The organism is Burkholderia sp. BCC1999, assembly GCF_905339975.1.
GTDB lineage: Bacteria > Pseudomonadota > Gammaproteobacteria > Burkholderiales > Burkholderiaceae > Burkholderia.
On the sequence record NZ_CAJPHP010000003.1, the window covers coordinates 332744 to 348484 of the forward strand.

17 protein-coding genes are annotated in these 15741 nt (G+C 65.4%); 3 read left to right on the forward strand and 14 right to left on the reverse strand.

The window, feature by feature from the left end:
* Nucleotides 1–136: 136 nt before the first annotated feature.
* A complete protein-coding gene (locus U5809_RS06205; RefSeq protein WP_322085892.1) occupies nt 137–868 on the forward strand; it encodes a glycine zipper 2TM domain-containing protein in 732 nt (243 codons plus the stop codon).
* A gap of 145 nt (nt 869–1013) precedes the next feature.
* Here U5809_RS06205 and iscX read toward each other — a convergent pair whose 3' ends face one another.
* The 12 genes from iscX to U5809_RS06265 all read right to left on the reverse strand — a co-directional run bounded on the left by iscX (nt 1014) and on the right by U5809_RS06265 (nt 10140).
* On the reverse strand, nt 1014–1223 hold the full coding sequence (gene iscX / locus U5809_RS06210) for a Fe-S cluster assembly protein IscX (protein ID WP_021157676.1): 210 nt from the start codon (nt 1221–1223) through the stop codon (nt 1014–1016).
* Nucleotides 1224–1242: 19 nt separating this feature from the next.
* Nucleotides 1243–1584 (reverse strand): ISC system 2Fe-2S type ferredoxin, encoded by a 342-nt coding sequence (gene fdx, locus U5809_RS06215; protein ID WP_006478392.1) that lies wholly within the window; start codon nt 1582–1584, stop codon nt 1243–1245.
* A gap of 90 nt (nt 1585–1674) precedes the next feature.
* A complete protein-coding gene (gene hscA / locus U5809_RS06220; protein ID WP_322085893.1) occupies nt 1675–3543 on the reverse strand; it encodes a Fe-S protein assembly chaperone HscA in 1869 nt (622 codons plus the stop codon).
* 54 nt (nt 3544–3597) lie between these two features.
* Nucleotides 3598–4125, reverse strand: coding sequence for a Fe-S protein assembly co-chaperone HscB (hscB, locus tag U5809_RS06225; RefSeq protein ID WP_176047509.1), 528 nt, complete (start codon nt 4123–4125; stop codon nt 3598–3600).
* Nucleotides 4126–4219: 94 nt separating this feature from the next.
* On the reverse strand, nt 4220–4543 hold the full coding sequence (iscA, locus tag U5809_RS06230; RefSeq protein WP_011352561.1) for an iron-sulfur cluster assembly protein IscA: 324 nt from the start codon (nt 4541–4543) through the stop codon (nt 4220–4222).
* A 65-nt stretch (nt 4544–4608) separates the two neighbouring features.
* Nucleotides 4609–5016, reverse strand: coding sequence for a Fe-S cluster assembly scaffold IscU (gene iscU / locus U5809_RS06235; protein WP_006481982.1), 408 nt, complete (start codon nt 5014–5016; stop codon nt 4609–4611).
* 67 nt (nt 5017–5083) lie between these two features.
* Nucleotides 5084–6307 (reverse strand): IscS subfamily cysteine desulfurase, encoded by a 1224-nt coding sequence (locus U5809_RS06240; protein WP_322085894.1) that lies wholly within the window; start codon nt 6305–6307, stop codon nt 5084–5086.
* A 69-nt stretch (nt 6308–6376) separates the two neighbouring features.
* Nucleotides 6377–6916, reverse strand: coding sequence for a Fe-S cluster assembly transcriptional regulator IscR (gene iscR, locus U5809_RS06245; RefSeq protein ID WP_009691731.1), 540 nt, complete (start codon nt 6914–6916; stop codon nt 6377–6379).
* A gap of 114 nt (nt 6917–7030) precedes the next feature.
* Entirely contained in the window at nt 7031–7513 is a 483-nt protein-coding gene (locus U5809_RS06250) for a low molecular weight protein-tyrosine-phosphatase (protein ID WP_322085895.1), read from the reverse strand.
* Nucleotides 7514–7614: 101 nt separating this feature from the next.
* Entirely contained in the window at nt 7615–7842 is a 228-nt protein-coding gene (locus U5809_RS06255; protein ID WP_175014046.1) for a hypothetical protein, read from the reverse strand.
* A 129-nt stretch (nt 7843–7971) separates the two neighbouring features.
* Nucleotides 7972–9384 carry a lactate utilization protein B gene (locus tag U5809_RS06260; protein ID WP_322085896.1) on the reverse strand — a complete coding sequence of 471 codons (1413 nt, stop codon included), beginning with the start codon at nt 9382–9384 and terminating at the stop codon, nt 7972–7974.
* 33 nt (nt 9385–9417) lie between these two features.
* Complete coding sequence (locus tag U5809_RS06265; protein ID WP_282505525.1) at nt 9418–10140, reverse strand: (Fe-S)-binding protein; 723 nt, start codon at nt 10138–10140, stop codon at nt 9418–9420.
* Between the two features lie 183 nt (nt 10141–10323).
* Between U5809_RS06265 and U5809_RS06270 the strand changes: the two genes are divergently transcribed.
* Nucleotides 10324–11133 (forward strand): IclR family transcriptional regulator, encoded by an 810-nt coding sequence (locus U5809_RS06270; RefSeq protein ID WP_282505526.1) that lies wholly within the window; start codon nt 10324–10326, stop codon nt 11131–11133.
* A 100-nt stretch (nt 11134–11233) separates the two neighbouring features.
* Here U5809_RS06270 and pbpG read toward each other — a convergent pair whose 3' ends face one another.
* Complete coding sequence (gene pbpG / locus U5809_RS06275) at nt 11234–12403, reverse strand: D-alanyl-D-alanine endopeptidase (protein WP_282505527.1); 1170 nt, start codon at nt 12401–12403, stop codon at nt 11234–11236.
* A 653-nt stretch (nt 12404–13056) separates the two neighbouring features.
* Here pbpG and U5809_RS06280 point away from each other — a divergent pair.
* Nucleotides 13057–13623: a phasin family protein gene (locus U5809_RS06280; RefSeq protein WP_006481973.1), complete on the forward strand. Its 567-nt coding sequence runs from the start codon at nt 13057–13059 to the stop codon at nt 13621–13623.
* Nucleotides 13624–13830: 207 nt separating this feature from the next.
* Here U5809_RS06280 and lpdA read toward each other — a convergent pair whose 3' ends face one another.
* The gene (gene lpdA, locus U5809_RS06285) at nt 13831–15597 is read right to left on the reverse strand and encodes a dihydrolipoyl dehydrogenase (RefSeq protein ID WP_322085897.1); all 1767 of its coding nucleotides are present in this window, start codon (nt 15595–15597) and stop codon (nt 13831–13833) included.
* Between the last annotated feature and the right edge of the window lie 144 nt (nt 15598–15741).

Here is a 15741-nt window from a genome sequence, read left to right on the forward strand (position 1 = left end):
GGACGACACTCCTGTTGCGTCACCACGCATGACCACGGGACCAGAACCAGGCGCAGGAACGCCCGGTCTGCTCGCTCCCGAGCGTGGGATCCTGCCCGGCCCGCAGCGCCGACCCGGATCGACATCGGAGAAAAAAATGGACAACCAGAATCAGACCACGCCGCAAAAGCAACGCCTCCACCCGCTCATCGCCACCGCAGCCGGCGCCGTCATCGTCGCCAGCCTCGCGGCGACGGCCGCGATCACGGGCGTGTTCCCGAAGGCGAGCAGCAGCAACGCACAGAACGGCCAGACCCAGGCTGCGCTGATCGCATCGCAGCCGGCCGTCGATACGGCTGCGGCCGCCAGTGCGGCATTGGCCGCGCAAGCACAGCAGCAGGCAGCCGAACAGGCCGCCGCGCAGCAGAAGGCTGCCGTCGCACAGGCCGAGCCGAAGCCCGCGCCGCGTCCGGCAGCGCCGGTGCACCGCCGTCATGCGACGGCACCGCAGCCGCCGCAATACGCGCAACAGCCGTCGGCGCCGGCCCAGACCTACTGCCAGAGCTGCGGCACGGTCGTCGCGATTTCGCAGACGCGCACGCCGGGCCAGAGTTCGGGGATCGGCGCCGTGGGCGGCGCTGCGGCCGGCGGCCTGCTCGGCAACCAGTTCGGTCACGGCAACGGCCGCACCGCGATGACGATCATCGGCGCGCTGGGCGGCGGTCTCGCCGGCAACCAGGTCGAGAAGCAGGTGCGCGCGGAAACCGACTATCAGGTGCAAGTGCAGATGGAGAGCGGCGCGACGCGCACGTTCACGTACCACAACCCGCCGCCGTTCGGCCAGGGCCAGCGCGTGCGGATCGAGAACGGCACGCTGGTCGGCGCGTAATCGCCTGATCGCATCGGTGCCCCCTGCCCGCGTGTCGTACGCGGGCAAGCGGCCTGAAAACAAAAACGGCTCGTGAGCAGGTGCTCACGAGCCGTTTTTCATTGGTGCCGTACGCGCCAGTGCGGCACACGCGGTGCCCGGTCGGTCAGTCCTCGTCGTCGAAATCCGATTCGTCGATCCAGTGTGCCTGGATCGCTTCGAGGATCTTCTCGCCGGAGTGCTTGGGATCGTCGTCGAAGCCGTCGAGTTCGAGCACCCACTGTCGCAGGTCGACGAAGTTGATCCGCTGCGGGTCGATGTCCGGGTGCTTGTCCGCCAGCGCAATGGCTATTTCACGCGAATCGGTCCATTTCATCGCCTGCCTCCGGTTTAGGTCAGTGGTTTTCCTTCGCGTGGTTGATCGAGTACTTCGGAATCTCGACCACCAGGTCCGAATCTTCCTTCACGATCGCCTGGCACGACAGGCGCGACGTCGGCTCGAGGCCCCACGCCTTGTCCAGCAGATCGTCTTCGTCCTCCTCGGACGGCGTCAGATCGTTGAAGCCCTCGCGGATCACCACGTGGCACGTCGTGCATGCGCACGACTTCTCGCATGCGTGCTCGATCTCGATCCCGTGATCGAGCAGGTTGTCGCAAATACTCTTGCCGGGCGTCGCGTCGATCACTGCGCCATCCGGACACAGTTCGACGTGAGGCAGCACTACCAGTTGAGGCATGTCCGTTCCGTCAGTCAGGGTGCGGCGCCGGGCGCCGCACGGTTCATTATCGCGCGCAGGCCGTCGCCAGCCGATGCGCGGTTCGCAAGTTCAGATCTCGTCGAGCCGGCGGCCCGACAGCGCGCGCTTGATGCTCTTGTCCATCCGGCGCGCCGCGAATTCGTCGGTGCCGTCGGCCAGCGACTTGGTCGCCGCTTCGATCGCGTTCGTATCGTCGCCCTGCGCGACCGCGCGCAGCGCGGCGGCAAGCGCATCGACCTGCGTACGCTCGTTGGCATCGAGCAGTTCGCCGTCGGCCGCCAGCGCAGCCTGTGTCGCCTCGAGCATCCGCTCGGCCTCGACCTGCGCTTCGCGCAGCGCGCGGGCGCGCATGTCGATTTCGGCCGTCTTGAAGCTGTCCTCGAGCATCTTCGCGATGTCGTCGTCGGCGAGGCCGTACGACGGCTTCACGACGACCGACGCCTCGACGCCCGACAGTTGTTCGCGTGCGAACACCGACAGCAGGCCGTCCGCGTCGACCTGATAGGTCACGCGAATGCGCGCGGCGCCGGCCGTCATCGGCGGAATGCCGCGCAGCTCGAAGCGCGCGAGCGACCGGCAGTCGGCGACGAGCTCGCGCTCGCCCTGCACGACGTGGATCGCCATGGCGGTCTGGCCGTCCTTGAAGGTCGTGAATTCCTGCGCACGCGCGATCGGAATCGTCGAGTTGCGCGGAATGATCTTCTCGACGAGGCCACCCATCGTCTCGACGCCGAGCGACAGCGGAATCACGTCGAGCAGCAGCCAGTCGTCGCCGGTACCGCGATTGCCCGCAAGCAGGTCGGCCTGGATCGCCGCACCGAGCGCGACAACCTGGTCCGGATCGAGGTTCACGAGCGGCGGCTGGCCGAAATATTTCGCGACCGCGTCGCGGATCACCGGCATGCGCGTCGCGCCGCCGACCAGCACGACACCCTTGATGTCGGCCGGCGTGACCTGCGCGTCGCGCAACGCCTTGCGGGTCGGCGAGAGCGTACGCTGCACGAGCGGCTCGACGAGCGACGCGAACGTGTCATGCGTAATCGCCTGCACGAGGTGCGCACCGCCCGACAGCGTGACATCCAGCGACGCTTGCGGCGCGGCGGACAGCGCTTCCTTCAGCACACGCACACGGTCGAGCAGCAGGCGCACGTCTTCGGGCGCCAGCGTCTTCGCGTCGATGCCGGCCTGCGCGAGCACGTGATCGAACAGCGCATGGTCGAAATCGTCGCCGCCGAGCGCGGAATCGCCGCCTGCGGCCAGCACTTCGAACACGCCCTTCGTCAGCTTCAGGATCGACAGGTCGAACGTGCCGCCGCCGAGGTCGTACACCGCGTAGAGGCCTTCGGCCCCGTTGTCGAGGCCGTAGGCAATCGCCGCGGCAGTCGGTTCGTTCAGCAGGCGCAGCACGTTGAGGCCCGCGAGGCGCGCGGCATCCTTGGTTGCCTGACGCTGCGCGTCGTCGAAATACGCGGGCACCGTGATCACCGCGCCGACCAGATCGTCACCGAGCGAATCCTCGGCGCGATAGCGCAGCGTCGCGAGAATTTCGGCCGACACTTCGACCGGGCTCTTTACCCCGTCGATCGTACGGATCTGCACCATGCCCGGCGCATCGACGAATTCGTACGGTGCGTTTGCCGCACCTTCGACCTCGGCCTTGCCGCGGCCCATGAAGCGCTTGACCGACACGATCGTGTTGCGCGGATCGGTGGCGGCCTGCTCCTTCGCTTCGTGGCCGATGCGACGGCCGCCCTTCTCGAGGTAGCGGACCACCGACGGCAGCAGCATGCGGCCCGCTTCGTCCGGCAGCACTTCCGGCACGCTGTTGCGCACGGCCGCGACGAGCGAGTTCGTCGTGCCGAGATCGATCCCGACGGCGAGTCGCCGCTGGTGCGGCGCCGGCGCCATGCCCGGTTCGGAAATTTGCAGTAAAGCCATCTTGGTTCGTTCGGGCGCTCGGCCCGTTTGCTGCGCGTGCCGCGAGGCACGCGGTTAAGTTTCGAGGCGCTCGATCTGCGCGCCCACTTCCGACGCGACGCGTTCGATGAACATCAGCTGGCGCACGGCTTCCGCGGCGGCCTGGTCGGCGCCGCTGTCGAGCAGCGTGCCGAGGCGCTCGACACGCACGCGCTTCTCGTCGCGCAACTCGGCGAGCAACCCGTCGAGCGCGTCGACGTTGCGGGCGGCCGCGGCATCCTCGATGCCCTCGCGCCACTCCATCTGCTGCATCAGGAACGCCGGCTCCATCGCCGTGTTGTTTTCCGCGCCGATGTCCACGCCGCGCAGCGACAGCAGATAGGACGCGCGCTTCAGCGGATCGCGCAGCGTGCGGTACGCCTCGTTCGCGCGGGTCGCCCATTGCATCGCGATGCGCTTCTGTGCATCGCCGGCCGCCGCGAAGCGGTCCGGATGCACCTGCGTCTGCACCGTCCGGTAGGCGGTGTCGAGCGCCGTTTCGTCGAGCGCGAATTGCGCCGGCAGGTGAAACAGGTCGAAGTGGCTGTCTTTCAGCGAGACCATCGTCGCGTTCAATTCCGGTTCGTCGCGCGGCAAACGCCGCACATTAAAAAGGCGGCCCGTGCCGCCTCTTGCCCGCATCGCGCGGAGATCCCCGTCACACGCGGAACGATTCGCCGCAACCGCACTCGTCCTTCACGTTCGGGTTGTTGAACTTGAACCCTTCGTTCAGGCCTTCGCGGGCGAAGTCGAGCTCGGTGCCGTCGATGTACGCGAGACTCTTCGGATCGACGATCACCTTCACGCCATGGCTCTCAAACACCTGATCCTCGGGAGCCAGCTCGTCGACATACTCGAGCTTGTACGCGAGCCCCGAGCACCCGGTCGTGCGAACGCCAAGCCGCAGGCCCACACCCTTGCCACGACGGACGAGGTATTTCTGGACGTGCTGTGCTGCTTTTTCGGTCAGTGAAATTGCCATGATGTCCTTGCTGCGGCGCGCCACCGGGGCCCGCCGCGTTTCCCTCTCTAGCCGCTCGATGCCGCTCAGGCTGCTGCCTGATCGCCTTCCTTGGTGTCGTGGCGCTTCTTGTAGTCGGCCACGGCTGCCTTGATCGCGTCTTCCGCGAGGATCGAGCAGTGAATCTTCACCGGCGGCAGCGCGAGTTCTTCGGCGATCTGCGTGTTCTTGATCGACAGTGCTTCGTCGAGCGTCTTGCCCTTCACCCACTCGGTGACGAGCGAGCTCGACGCGATCGCCGAACCGCAACCGTACGTCTTGAACTTCGCGTCTTCGATCACGCCGTCCGCGCCGACGCGGATCTGCAGCTTCATCACGTCGCCGCAAGCCGGCGCGCCGACCATGCCCGTGCCGACCGTGTCGTCGTCCTTCGCGAACGAACCGACGTTGCGCGGGTTTTCGTAGTGATCCAGAACCTTGTTGCTGTAAGACATGACTCAGACTCCTTGACTCGTTACGTCTGCGTGCGTCAATCCGCCCGCGGGTGCATTCAATGCGGTATTAGTGTGCGGCCCATTCGATCGTCGACAGATCGATGCCATCCTGGTGCATTTCCCAAAGCGGCGACAGTTCGCGCAGCTTCGCGATCTTGCTGTTCAGCAGGTTGATCACGAAGTCGACTTCCTGCTCCGTCGTGAAGCGGCCGACCGTGAAGCGGATCGAGCTGTGCGCGAGTTCGTCGTTGCGGCCGAGCGCACGCAGCACGTACGACGGCTCCAGCGACGCCGACGTGCACGCGGAGCCCGACGACACCGCAACATCCTTGATCGCCATGATCAGCGACTCGCCTTCGACGAAGTTGAAGCTGATGTTCAGGTTGTGCGGGACACGACGTTCCATGTCGCCGTTCACGTAGGTTTCCTCGATCTGCGACAGGCCGCGCAGCAGCTTGTCGCGCAGCATGCGGACGCGCTCGTTCTCGGTCGCCATTTCTTCGCGGGCGATGCGGAACGCTTCGCCCATACCGACGATCTGGTGCGTCGGCAGCGTGCCCGAACGCATGCCGCGCTCGTGGCCACCGCCGTGCATCTGTGCTTCGATGCGCACGCGCGGCTTGCGGCGCACGTACAGCGCACCGATGCCCTTGGGGCCGTAGGTCTTGTGCGCCGAGAACGACATCAGGTCGACCTTCAGCTTCGCGAGGTCGATCGCGACCTTGCCGGTCGACTGGGCGGCGTCGACGTGGAACACGATGCCCTTCTCGCGGCAGAGCTCACCGATCGTCTCGATGTCCTGGATCACGCCGATCTCGTTGTTCACGTGCATCACCGACACGAGGATCGTGTCCGGGCGCAGCGCGGCCTTGAACACGTCGAGGTCGATCAGGCCGTCATCCTTCACGTCGAGGTAGGTGACTTCGAAACCGTCGCGCTCGAGCTCGCGGCAGGTATCGAGCACGGCCTTGTGCTCGGTCTTCACCGTGATGATGTGCTTGCCCTTGCCCTTGTAGAAGTTCGCGGCACCCTTGATCGCAAGGTTGTCCGATTCCGTGGCGCCGGACGTCCAGATGATCTCGCGCGGATCGGCATTCACGAGTGCGGCCACCTGTTCGCGCGCTTCCTCGACCGCACGCTCCGCGTCCCAGCCGTAAGCGTGGCTGCGCGACGCCGGGTTGCCGAACTGCTCGCGCAGGTACGGCACCATCTTGTCGACCACGCGCGGATCGACGGGCGTCGTCGCGCTGTAATCCATGTAGATGGGCAGGTGGAGAGTCTCTTGGGTCATCTGTCGCTCCGGGTATTCTGTGCAGGGACTAACTATGTGCGTTATGGGGTATGGCGGGCGCCTTCGCGCTCACGAACTCGCGATGTTGAACACCGAATTGGGGCCGAGCGGCATCGTGCGTACGGGCTCGGCCGGTGCGGCGACGGGCTCCGGTGTGCGGCGATCGCGCAGCACCGCAGGGGCGCCCTCGCGTGCACGCTGCTGATCGACGAGATCCTGCAGCGACACGGAATCGAGGTATTCGACCATCTTCTGGTTCAGGGTCGACCACAGCTCGTGCGTCATGCAATGGCCGTCGGGCTGCTTCGAGCCGTCGCACGTGCCTTTGCCGCCGCACTGCGTGGCGTCGAGCGGCTCATCGACCGCGATGATGATGTCGGCAACGGTGACGTCCTGCGCGCGACGCGCGAGGTTGTAGCCGCCGCCCGGGCCGCGCACGGACTCGACGATTTCATGCCTGCGCAGCTTGCCGAACAGCTGTTCGAGATACGAGAGCGAAATCCGCTGGCGCTGGCTGATGCCTGCAAGCGTCACCGGGCCCTGCTCCTGGCGCAGTGCCAAGTCAATCATCGCCGTGACGGCGAAACGGCCTTTGGTGGTGAGTCTCATGGTGTCTAGGGGACTGCAATCTTGACGATTTTGGTCAAGTATAAATATTTGACGTTTTTAGTCAAGTATCCATGTCTTTGAAAGGGTATTCGCAGATCGCTGAATACCGCGCGATCAGCCCGCCGTACGGGCCCGAAGCGTCTCCAGCAGGCCCGCGCACGCGCGCTCGACCTGATCGAGTACCTGTTCGAACCCCTGCGCGCCGCCGAAATACGGATCGGCCACTTCGGTTTCGGTCGAGCCCGGCGCGAAGTCCATCAGCAGGCGCACCTTGTCGCGATGCTGCGGCGGGCAGCGCCGTTGCAATTCCGCGAGATTCGCTTCGTCCATCGCGAGCAGCAGGTCGAAGCGCTCGAAATCCGCCGCGCCTACCTGCCGCGCACGCAGCGCCGACAGGTCGTAGCCGCGGCTGCGGGCGGCTGCCTGCGCCCGCGTATCGGGCGGCTCGCCCACATGCCAGTCGCCGGTGCCGGCCGAATCGATCGCGATCCGGTCGGCCAGCGCGGCCGCGTCGACCTGGTGACGCATCACGCCTTCCGCGGTGGGCGAACGGCAGATGTTGCCGAGACAGACGAAACAGATGGCAACGCGGGTCATCGCACTATCGGAACGTTGCGGCGGACCGCGTGGGAGAAGAGCACGCCATTATACAAAGACGGCCGAAATCGCGCCGCCGCGCAAAGCGACGGCGCCATGCATTACAACGCCTTCGGTGCGGCGAGCACGACGTCGCCGGATGCTGCCGGCAGCGGCTTCGCCGCGTCGTCGACCAGCCCGAACGACACCGCGCGCGCCAGTTCGGCGGACGCCTGGTGCACCGCCAGCGGGCCACGCGACGGCGCATCGGCCATCGCATGCAGATAGGCTGCCGCTGCCAGCGGGACGACGATTGCCAGCGGCCAGTACATCGATATTGTCTTTCTCATGATGCGGACCTCCTTGACCTCGTACCCCGAAACCCAATTCCGGGGACTACAGACAGGATTCTATAGACCGCATCTATCGAGATAAATATGCAAATAGCGAACGCACTGTTGCCGCCCGATGAACAGTCGTCAGCCGAGGTGGCTTTGGGACGCCGCGTACAGTTCGCGGAACGTGCGCCCGGTGGGTGTCGGCATGTCGCGCGTGTCCATCCAGCCGCCCATCATCGGCAGGCGCCGCAGCGTGCCGCCGTTGCCGCCCAGCCGCTCGAGGATGCGCACGGCGAGCTTGGTCGTCAGCGCGTACAGCATCGGCCGCCGCGCGAAGAAGCCCCATGCGGCGAGCGCCGCCCGCTCGCGCCACGGCCGCAGGTGCCGCTCGACCTGCTTCTCGCGCAGCGTGCGCAGCAGGTGCGACAACGGAATGCCGGCCGGGCACACACTGTCGCATTCGCCGCATAGCGTCGCGGCCTGCGGCAGGTCGAGCGTGCGATCGAGCCCCACGTAGCTCGGCGTCAGCACCGATCCCATCGGCCCCGGATAGACCCAGCCGTACGCGTGGCCGCCGACCTTCTGATACACCGGGCAGTGGTTCATGCACGCGCCGCAGCGGATGCAGCGCAGCATCTCCTGGAATTCGCCGCCGATCAGGCCCGTGCGGCCGCCGTCGACCAGCACCACGTAGTTGTGCTCGGGGCCGTCCTCGTCGCCCGTCCCGCGCGGCCCGGTCAGCAGCGAGAAATAGTTCGACGTCTTCTGCCCGGTCGCCGAACGCGGCAGCAGGCGCATCGCGGTCGCGAGGTCCTCGAGCGTCGGCAGCACCTTCTCGATGCCCGTCACCGCGACGTGCACGCGCGGCATCACCGTGCACATCCCCTCGTTCCCTTCGTTCGTCACGATCGCGACCGAGCCCGTCTCGGCGATCACGAAGTTGCCGCCCGTGACGCCCATGTCGGCCGACATGAAATGCGGGCGCAGCACCTCGCGCGCCTCGCGCGTCATGTCCGGAATCTCGGTGAGCCGCTCGCGGTGGTGCGTGCGCGCGAACAGGTCGGCGATCTCGTCCTTGTCCTTGTGCACGACGGGCGCAATGATGTGGCTCGGCGGCTCGTTGTCGTTGATCTGCAGGATGTATTCGCCGAGGTCCGTCTCGATCGACTGCACGCCCATCTCCGCGAGCACCGCGTTCAGGCGCATCTCCTCGGACACCATCGACTTGGTCTTGATGACCTTCTTCACGTCGTGCCGGCGCGCGATGTCGGCGACGAGCCGCGCGGCATCCGCGGTCGTTTCGGCGAACAACACCGTCGTGCCGCGCCGCGTCGCCTCGCGCTCGAACGCTTCGAGCCACACGTCGAGGTTCTCCAGCGCGCGGTTGCGGCGCGCCTTGAGCGCGGCGCGCGTGGCCGGGAAGTCGATCGCGGTCATCGCGTCGGCGCGCGCGGACACGAACTTCGTCGACAGCTTCTTCAGGTTCTGCTGCAGGCGCTGGTCGGCCAGCTTCTGGCCGGCGCGCGCCTTGAAATGCATCGATTGGACTTGCATCGCGGTATCGGGAAAAGTGAGCGGAACCGGGCGTCAGACGTCGCCCGCCAGCACCTGCGCGACGTGCAGCACGCGCGTGTCGCGGTCGCCGGTGCGGCGCAACCGCCCTTCGATGTTCAGCATGCAGCCGAGATCGCCGAGCACGACGGCGCCGGTGCCCGATGCGCGCACGTTCGCGCATTTCTCGTCCGCGATGGCCGCCGAGATGTCACCGTACTTGATCGCGAACGTGCCGCCGAAGCCGCAGCAGTGCTCGCAGTCCTTCATTTCGGTGACCGCGACGCCACGCTGCGCGAGCAGCGCGCGCGGCTGTGCCTTCACGCCGAGTTCGCGCAGGCCCGAGCACGAGTCGTGATAGGTGACGGGCCCGGTGAATTCGCCCGGCGCGAGCGACACCTTCGCGACGTTCGCGAGGAAATCGGTCAGTTCGTAGACTTTCTGCTGGAACCGCGTGTAGCGCCCCATCAGTTCGGGGTCGTCGCGGAACAGGTCGCCGTAATGCGCGCGGATCATCCCGCCACACGAACCCGACGGCGCGACGACGTAATCGAACTGCTCGAACTCGCGCAGCGTCTTTTCGGCGAGATCGCGCGCCAGCGCGCGGTCGCCCGAGTTGTAGGCCGGCTGGCCGCAGCAGGTCTGCGCGGGCGGCACGATCACCTCGTAGCCGGCGTCGCGAATCAGCTTGAGCGCCGAGAAACCGATTTCGGGGCGCATCAGATCGACCAGGCAGGTCACGAACAAACCGACTCGCATACGTGCTCCTTCGAGAAAACGGCTCTCATTATCCGCCGTTTGGCCGGCAAGACCAACGCCGGCTCGCAGGCAAGCCCGCCGCGCGCGAAACGAGGACTTCCTCGAACGGCGTTCGCTTTTTTCACAATACGAGATACAATCGTTGCAACACCGCTTGACGCGTCAACCGATTTCTCCCCCGACATGAGCCAACCCACCCCGGATTCAAAAACGTCGATCCAGGTGATCGAACGCATGATGCGGCTGCTGGACGCGCTCGCCGCGCACAGTGATCCTGTCAGCCTGAAGGAACTGGCGCAGCGCACGGAGCTGCACCCGTCGACCGCGCACCGCATCCTCAACGACATGGTGACCTGCCGCCTCGTCGATCGCTCCGATCCCGGCACCTACCGCCTCGGCATGCGGCTGCTGGAGCTCGGCAACCTCGTGAAGGCGCGCCTGTCGGTGCGCGACGCGGCGCTGATGCCGATGCGCGAGCTGCACCGCCTCACCGGGCAGACCGTGAATCTGTCGGTGCGCCAGGGCGACGAGATCGTCTACATCGAGCGTGCGTATTCCGAGCGATCGGGGATGCAGGTCGTCCGCGCGATCGGTGGCCGTGCGCCGCTGCACCTCACGTCGGTCGGCAAGCTGTTCCTCGCGGCCGACGAAACGTCGCGGGTGCGCGCCTATGCGACGCGCACCGGGCTGTCCGGCCATACGCAGAACAGCATCACCGACATCGCGAAGCTCGAGCGCGAGCTGACGATCGTCCGCCAGCAATCGTGCGCACGCGACAACGAGGAACTGGAGCTCGGCGTGCGCTGTATCGCGGCCGGCATCTACGACGATTCGGGCAAGCTCGTCGCGGGCCTGTCGCTGTCGGCGCCGGCCGACCGCCTGCAGGACGCATGGCTTGGCCAGTTGAGCCGCACGGCGCTCACCATCTCGGAATCGCTCGGCTACCGGCCGGCGCCCTCGAAGGACATGGACGGGCTGCAACGGCAGGCGTAAGCCGTCCTCGCCGGCCTCGGTGCCGGTTCCGGTTCCGGTTCCGCCGGACGAAAAAAAGCCCCGCGATTGCGGGGCTTTCTTGTTGCAGCCTGCGGGGCGATCAGGTTCCGCCGTTCGGCGTGTTGGCTGCCGTCAGGCGCTCGCCGCCACCGGCGTCGAGCCAGTTGCGCAGGCGCGATGCGTCGGCGAAGCGCGAGTACTTGCCGAACGAGTCGAGCAGCACCATCACCATCGGCCGGCCATGGATCGTCGCCTGCATCACGAGGCATTCGCCTGCTTCGTTGATGAAGCCCGTCTTCTGCAGGCCGATGTCCCACGAGCCGTTGCCGCGGATCAGCGCGTTCGTGCTGTTGTACGCGAGATTGCGCTTGCCCGTGTACACCTCGTAGCTGCGATCGGTCGAGAACTGGCGGATCATCGGATACTGATAAGCGGCATTGACCATCTTCACGAGGTCACGCGCACTCGACACGTTCGAGCTCGACAGGCCGGTCGAATTCTCGAAGTGCGTATCGGCCATGCCGAGCGTCTTCGCCTTCGCGTTCATCGCGGCGATGAACGCCGGACGACCGCCCGGGTAGTAACGCGACAGCGCGGCAGCGGCGCGGTTTTCCGACGCCATCAGCGCGATGTGCAGCATGTCCTCGCGCGACAGCACCGAGCCGACCGACAGGCGCGAGCCCGTGCCCTTCTCGTAGTCGCGGTCTTCGTCGGTGACTTCAATCTGGTCGGTCATCGGCGCCTTCGCGTCGAGCACGACCATCGCCGTCATCAGCTTCGAGATCGACGCGATCGGCACGACGGCGTGCGAATTCTTGTCGAACAGCGGCTCGCCGGAATTCTGGTCGACGACGTACGCGACGCTCGAGCGCAGCGCGAGCGCGTCGGGCGTGTCGTGCAGGCCGAACGCCTGGCCGACCGTCGGCCGGCGCGGCTGGAACGCGACCTTGCGGACCGCGCCACGATGGCCGCCATGCAGGTTGTTCGCCGCGAGCGTCACGCGCTTTCGCGACGCCTTCGCGCGCGGCGCATCGGCCGCAGCGACCTTGGCGGATTTATCGGACGTCGCCTTGGCCGACTTCTTCTTCGCTGACGAAGCAGGAGCGACGGCCTTTTTCTTGGCGGCTTGTTGGGTCTTCGCGGTAGCGGCAAAGGCGTCAGCAGGCGCGACGGACGCGGTGGTCGCCAGCAAGGCGACTGCGACCGACACAGCCGTGCCGAGCGTCATGCTCTGCAACAATCTGCGCGGTGAAAACGATTCGGCTTTCATTGGGGTCTGGACAAAGCGGGCGGGAGGTTTCCGCAAGTGTAGTTAAAGCTGAAAAAAAGAGCAATATTAGGCACTTACCGATCGTCGTTAAACCGGAATGTAAGGGTCGGTCAACCTCAGACCAATTGACCCTCCCGCCCCCATCGAAAAAACTCATGGGTGCACTGCCCGACAGCGCCCGTCTCCCGATTACCACACGGTTAATTGAGATAACGTCACTTTGGAGGCGATTTAAAGCGGGGAAACTACGTATCCGGTGCTCGGCGTGCCAAGGGCGCCGGTCTCGACCGTAGCGGCGGCACGTCGCCACGGCACGCGCATCGAAACGGCGCGCTTTTCGACAGGAACAGAAGGATAACGTTCCATGGGCCTGTCAGGTTTACCTGTGCATGATCATGGTGCGCCACGCTTGCCCCGCGGTCGTGCGCACCATCTGGGATCGCGCATGAAACCGATTCCGGACGACTACGATAACTCGTTGTTTTATCGATAATTTGTCGCGATTGTGCAACGCACAAAAAATACTTGACATCCGTTTTCTCTGCCCTAAAATACGCCTCATTGCTGCGTTGCACAAAGCACGCGCATCCGAGGTTCCCCGTCGTAGTGCCCTTTACCCTGCGATCGACGCGATCGCTTTTCAGGAGCTGGACATGTCCTTGCTGACCCCCGAGCAAATCGCCGCTGCACAGAAAGCCAACCTCGAAAGCCTGTTCGGTCTGACGACCAAGGCATTCGAAGGCGTCGAAAAGCTGATCGAACTCAACCTGCAAGTCGTGAAGTCGACGCTGGCCGAAGGCCAGGAAAACGCACAGCGCCTGCTGTCGGTGAAGGACGCTCAGGAGCTGATCGCACTGCAAGCCAGCCTGTCGCAGCCGGTCGCTGAAAAGGTGCTGTCGTACGGTCGTCACCTGTACGAAATCGCATCGTCGACGCAAGCCGAGTTCGCGAAGGTTGCCGAAGCGCAATTCGAAGAGCAGAACAAGAAGGTCCAGGCACTCGTCGACAACGTCGCGAAGAACGCCCCGGCCGGTTCGGAAACGGCTGTCGCCGCGCTGAAGTCGGCACTGAACGCCGCGAACACGACGTACGAAACGGTTCAGAAGGCCACGAAGCAAGCCGTCGAAATCGCTGAAACGAACTTCAACGCTGCTGCTGCCGTCGCAACGAAGGCTGCAACCGCCGCTGCTGCACGTCGTTCGAGCAAGCCGGCCGCGTAAGCGTCCCCTGCTCCTGAAAGAGCCGCGCCCAGCGCGGCTTTTTCGTTTCTGGCGCCGGAATTTGCGCGAACGGCCCGCCGCTCGCCTCGTTCGATCAAGCGTTCCGATCGCAGCATCGGCCGCAGACAAAAGAAAACGCCGCCGCCCGGATAACCCGGGCGGCGGCGTTTTTTCGTGGCCGGCGCATGGCCGGCCGTGCCGGTCGCGTTACTTCTTGCGTTGCGGCGGCAGGTCCGTGCAGACGCCTTCGTACAGTTCGGCAGCCATGCCGACCGATTCGCCGAGCGTCGGGTGCGGATGGATCGTCTTGCCGATGTCTTCCGCGTCCGCGCCCATCTCGACCGCGAGGCACACTTCGCTGATCAGGTCGCCCGCGTTCAGGCCGACGATTGCGCCACCGATCACGCGATGGGTTTCCTCGTCGAAAATCAGCTTCGTGAAGCCTTCGTCGCGGCCGTTCGCGATCGCGCGGCCCGATGCGGCCCACGGGAACACGGCCTTGCCGTACTTGATGCCTTCGGCCTTGCACTGGTCTTCCGTCTTGCCGGCCCACGCCACCTCCGGATCGGTGTACGCCACCGACGGGATCTGCAGTGCGTCGAAGTACGCCTTTTCGCCGTGCGCGGCTTCCGCTGCGACGTGGCCTTCATGCACTGCCTTGTGCGCGAGCATCGGCTGGCCGACGACGTCGCCGATCGCGAAGATGTGCGGGACGTTCGTGCGCATCTGCTTGTCGACGTCGATGAAGCCGCGATCCGTGACCGCGACGCCAGCCTTGTCGGCGCCGATCTTCTTGCCGTTCGGGCTGCGGCCCACCGCGACGAGCACGAGGTCGTAGCGCTGCGCTTCCGCCGGCGCCTTCTCGCCCTCGAACTTCACGTAGATGCCGTCTTCCTTAGCTTCCGCGCCGACCGTCTTGGTCTTCAGCATCACGTTGCCGAAGCGCTTCGCGTTGTACTTTTCCCAGACCTTCACGAGATCGCGGTCCGCGCCCATCATCAGGCCATCCATCATTTCGACGACGTCGATCTCGGCGCCGAGCGTCGAGTACACCGTGGCCATTTCGAGGCCAATGATGCCGCCGCCGATCACGAGCATGCGCTTCGGCAACTGGCGCAGTTCGAGTGCGCCCGTCGAATCGACGACGCGCGGGTCTTCCGGCATGAACGGCAGCTTCACGGCTTGCGAGCCGGCAGCGATGATCGCCTGCTTGAACTTGACGACCTTCTTGCCGTTTTCGCCCTGCACTTCCATGTGGAACGGATCGACGAATGCGCCGACGCCGGTGACCACTTCGACCTTGCGCGCCTTGGCCATGCCGGCGAGGCCCGTCGTCAGCTTCTTGACGACGCCGCCCTTGAAGTCGCGCAGCTTGTCGAGATCGACTTCCGGCTTGCCGAACGTGATGCCGTGCGACGCGAGCGCTGCGGCTTCTTCGACGACGAGCGACGTATGCAGCAGCGCTTTCGACGGGATGCAGCCGACGTTCAGGCACACGCCGCCGAGCGTCGAGTAGCGCTCGACGAGCACGGTCTTCATGCCGAGGTCGGCAGCGCGGAACGCGGCCGAGTAGCCGCCGGGGCCGGCGCCGAGCACGAGCATGTCGCACTCGATGTCGGCGGCGCCTGCGTAGCTGCCGGCTTGCGGCGCGGGCGCCGGAGCCGCTGCGGCTGGTGCCGGCGCAGCTGCCGCGGGCTTCGGCGCTTCGGGTGCTTTCGCGGGCGCGGCTGCGCCAGCCGACGCTTCGACGATGGCGATGACGGTGCCTTGCGAGACTTTCTCGCCGGCCTTGACCTTGATTTCCTTGACGGTGCCGGCGACGTCGCTGGGCACTTCCATGGAGGCTTTATCGGATTCGAGCGTGATGAGCGTTTGCTCTTTTTCGATCACGTCGCCGGGTTTCACGTTGACTTCGATGACATCGACGCCGCTGAAATCGCCGATATCCGGAACCTTGACTTCGATGAGACTCATTACTGTCCCCTTCTTGATTAGCTGCAGACAGAGGGGGGAGAAACCCGCGGAAGAACCCGTTACCGCGACTACGGCCTGACAAGAGAACGCGACGTTGGGCAGAACCACCTTTGCCGTCCGCCCAAGGACGCGCCTTTCTTTTGG

What these genes read in the sequence shown, in the direction of transcription:
- U5809_RS06265 (WP_282505525.1), bottom strand. Translation starts at nt 10,140, where the DNA reads ATGCGAGTCGGTTTGTTCGTGACCTGCCTGGTCGATCTGATGCGCCCC.
- fdx (WP_006478392.1), bottom strand. Translation starts at nt 1,584, where the DNA reads ATGCCTCAACTGGTAGTGCTGCCTCACGTCGAACTGTGTCCGGATGGC.
- U5809_RS06280 (WP_006481973.1), top strand. Translation starts at nt 13,057, where the DNA reads ATGTCCTTGCTGACCCCCGAGCAAATCGCCGCTGCACAGAAAGCCAAC.
- U5809_RS06250 (WP_322085895.1), bottom strand. Translation starts at nt 7,513, where the DNA reads ATGACCCGCGTTGCCATCTGTTTCGTCTGTCTCGGCAACATCTGCCGT.
- hscB (WP_176047509.1), bottom strand. Translation starts at nt 4,125, where the DNA reads ATGGTCTCGCTGAAAGACAGCCACTTCGACCTGTTTCACCTGCCGGCG.
- U5809_RS06205 (WP_322085892.1), top strand. Translation starts at nt 137, where the DNA reads ATGGACAACCAGAATCAGACCACGCCGCAAAAGCAACGCCTCCACCCG.
- U5809_RS06240 (WP_322085894.1), bottom strand. Translation starts at nt 6,307, where the DNA reads ATGACCCAAGAGACTCTCCACCTGCCCATCTACATGGATTACAGCGCG.
- U5809_RS06270 (WP_282505526.1), top strand. Translation starts at nt 10,324, where the DNA reads ATGAGCCAACCCACCCCGGATTCAAAAACGTCGATCCAGGTGATCGAA.
- iscA (WP_011352561.1), bottom strand. Translation starts at nt 4,543, where the DNA reads ATGGCAATTTCACTGACCGAAAAAGCAGCACAGCACGTCCAGAAATAC.
- iscU (WP_006481982.1), bottom strand. Translation starts at nt 5,016, where the DNA reads ATGTCTTACAGCAACAAGGTTCTGGATCACTACGAAAACCCGCGCAAC.
- U5809_RS06255 (WP_175014046.1), bottom strand. Translation starts at nt 7,842, where the DNA reads ATGAGAAAGACAATATCGATGTACTGGCCGCTGGCAATCGTCGTCCCG.
- U5809_RS06260 (WP_322085896.1), bottom strand. Translation starts at nt 9,384, where the DNA reads ATGCAAGTCCAATCGATGCATTTCAAGGCGCGCGCCGGCCAGAAGCTG.
- pbpG (WP_282505527.1), bottom strand. Translation starts at nt 12,403, where the DNA reads ATGAAAGCCGAATCGTTTTCACCGCGCAGATTGTTGCAGAGCATGACG.
- hscA (WP_322085893.1), bottom strand. Translation starts at nt 3,543, where the DNA reads ATGGCTTTACTGCAAATTTCCGAACCGGGCATGGCGCCGGCGCCGCAC.
- iscX (WP_021157676.1), bottom strand. Translation starts at nt 1,223, where the DNA reads ATGAAATGGACCGATTCGCGTGAAATAGCCATTGCGCTGGCGGACAAG.
- lpdA (WP_322085897.1), bottom strand. Translation starts at nt 15,597, where the DNA reads ATGAGTCTCATCGAAGTCAAGGTTCCGGATATCGGCGATTTCAGCGGC.
- iscR (WP_009691731.1), bottom strand. Translation starts at nt 6,916, where the DNA reads ATGAGACTCACCACCAAAGGCCGTTTCGCCGTCACGGCGATGATTGAC.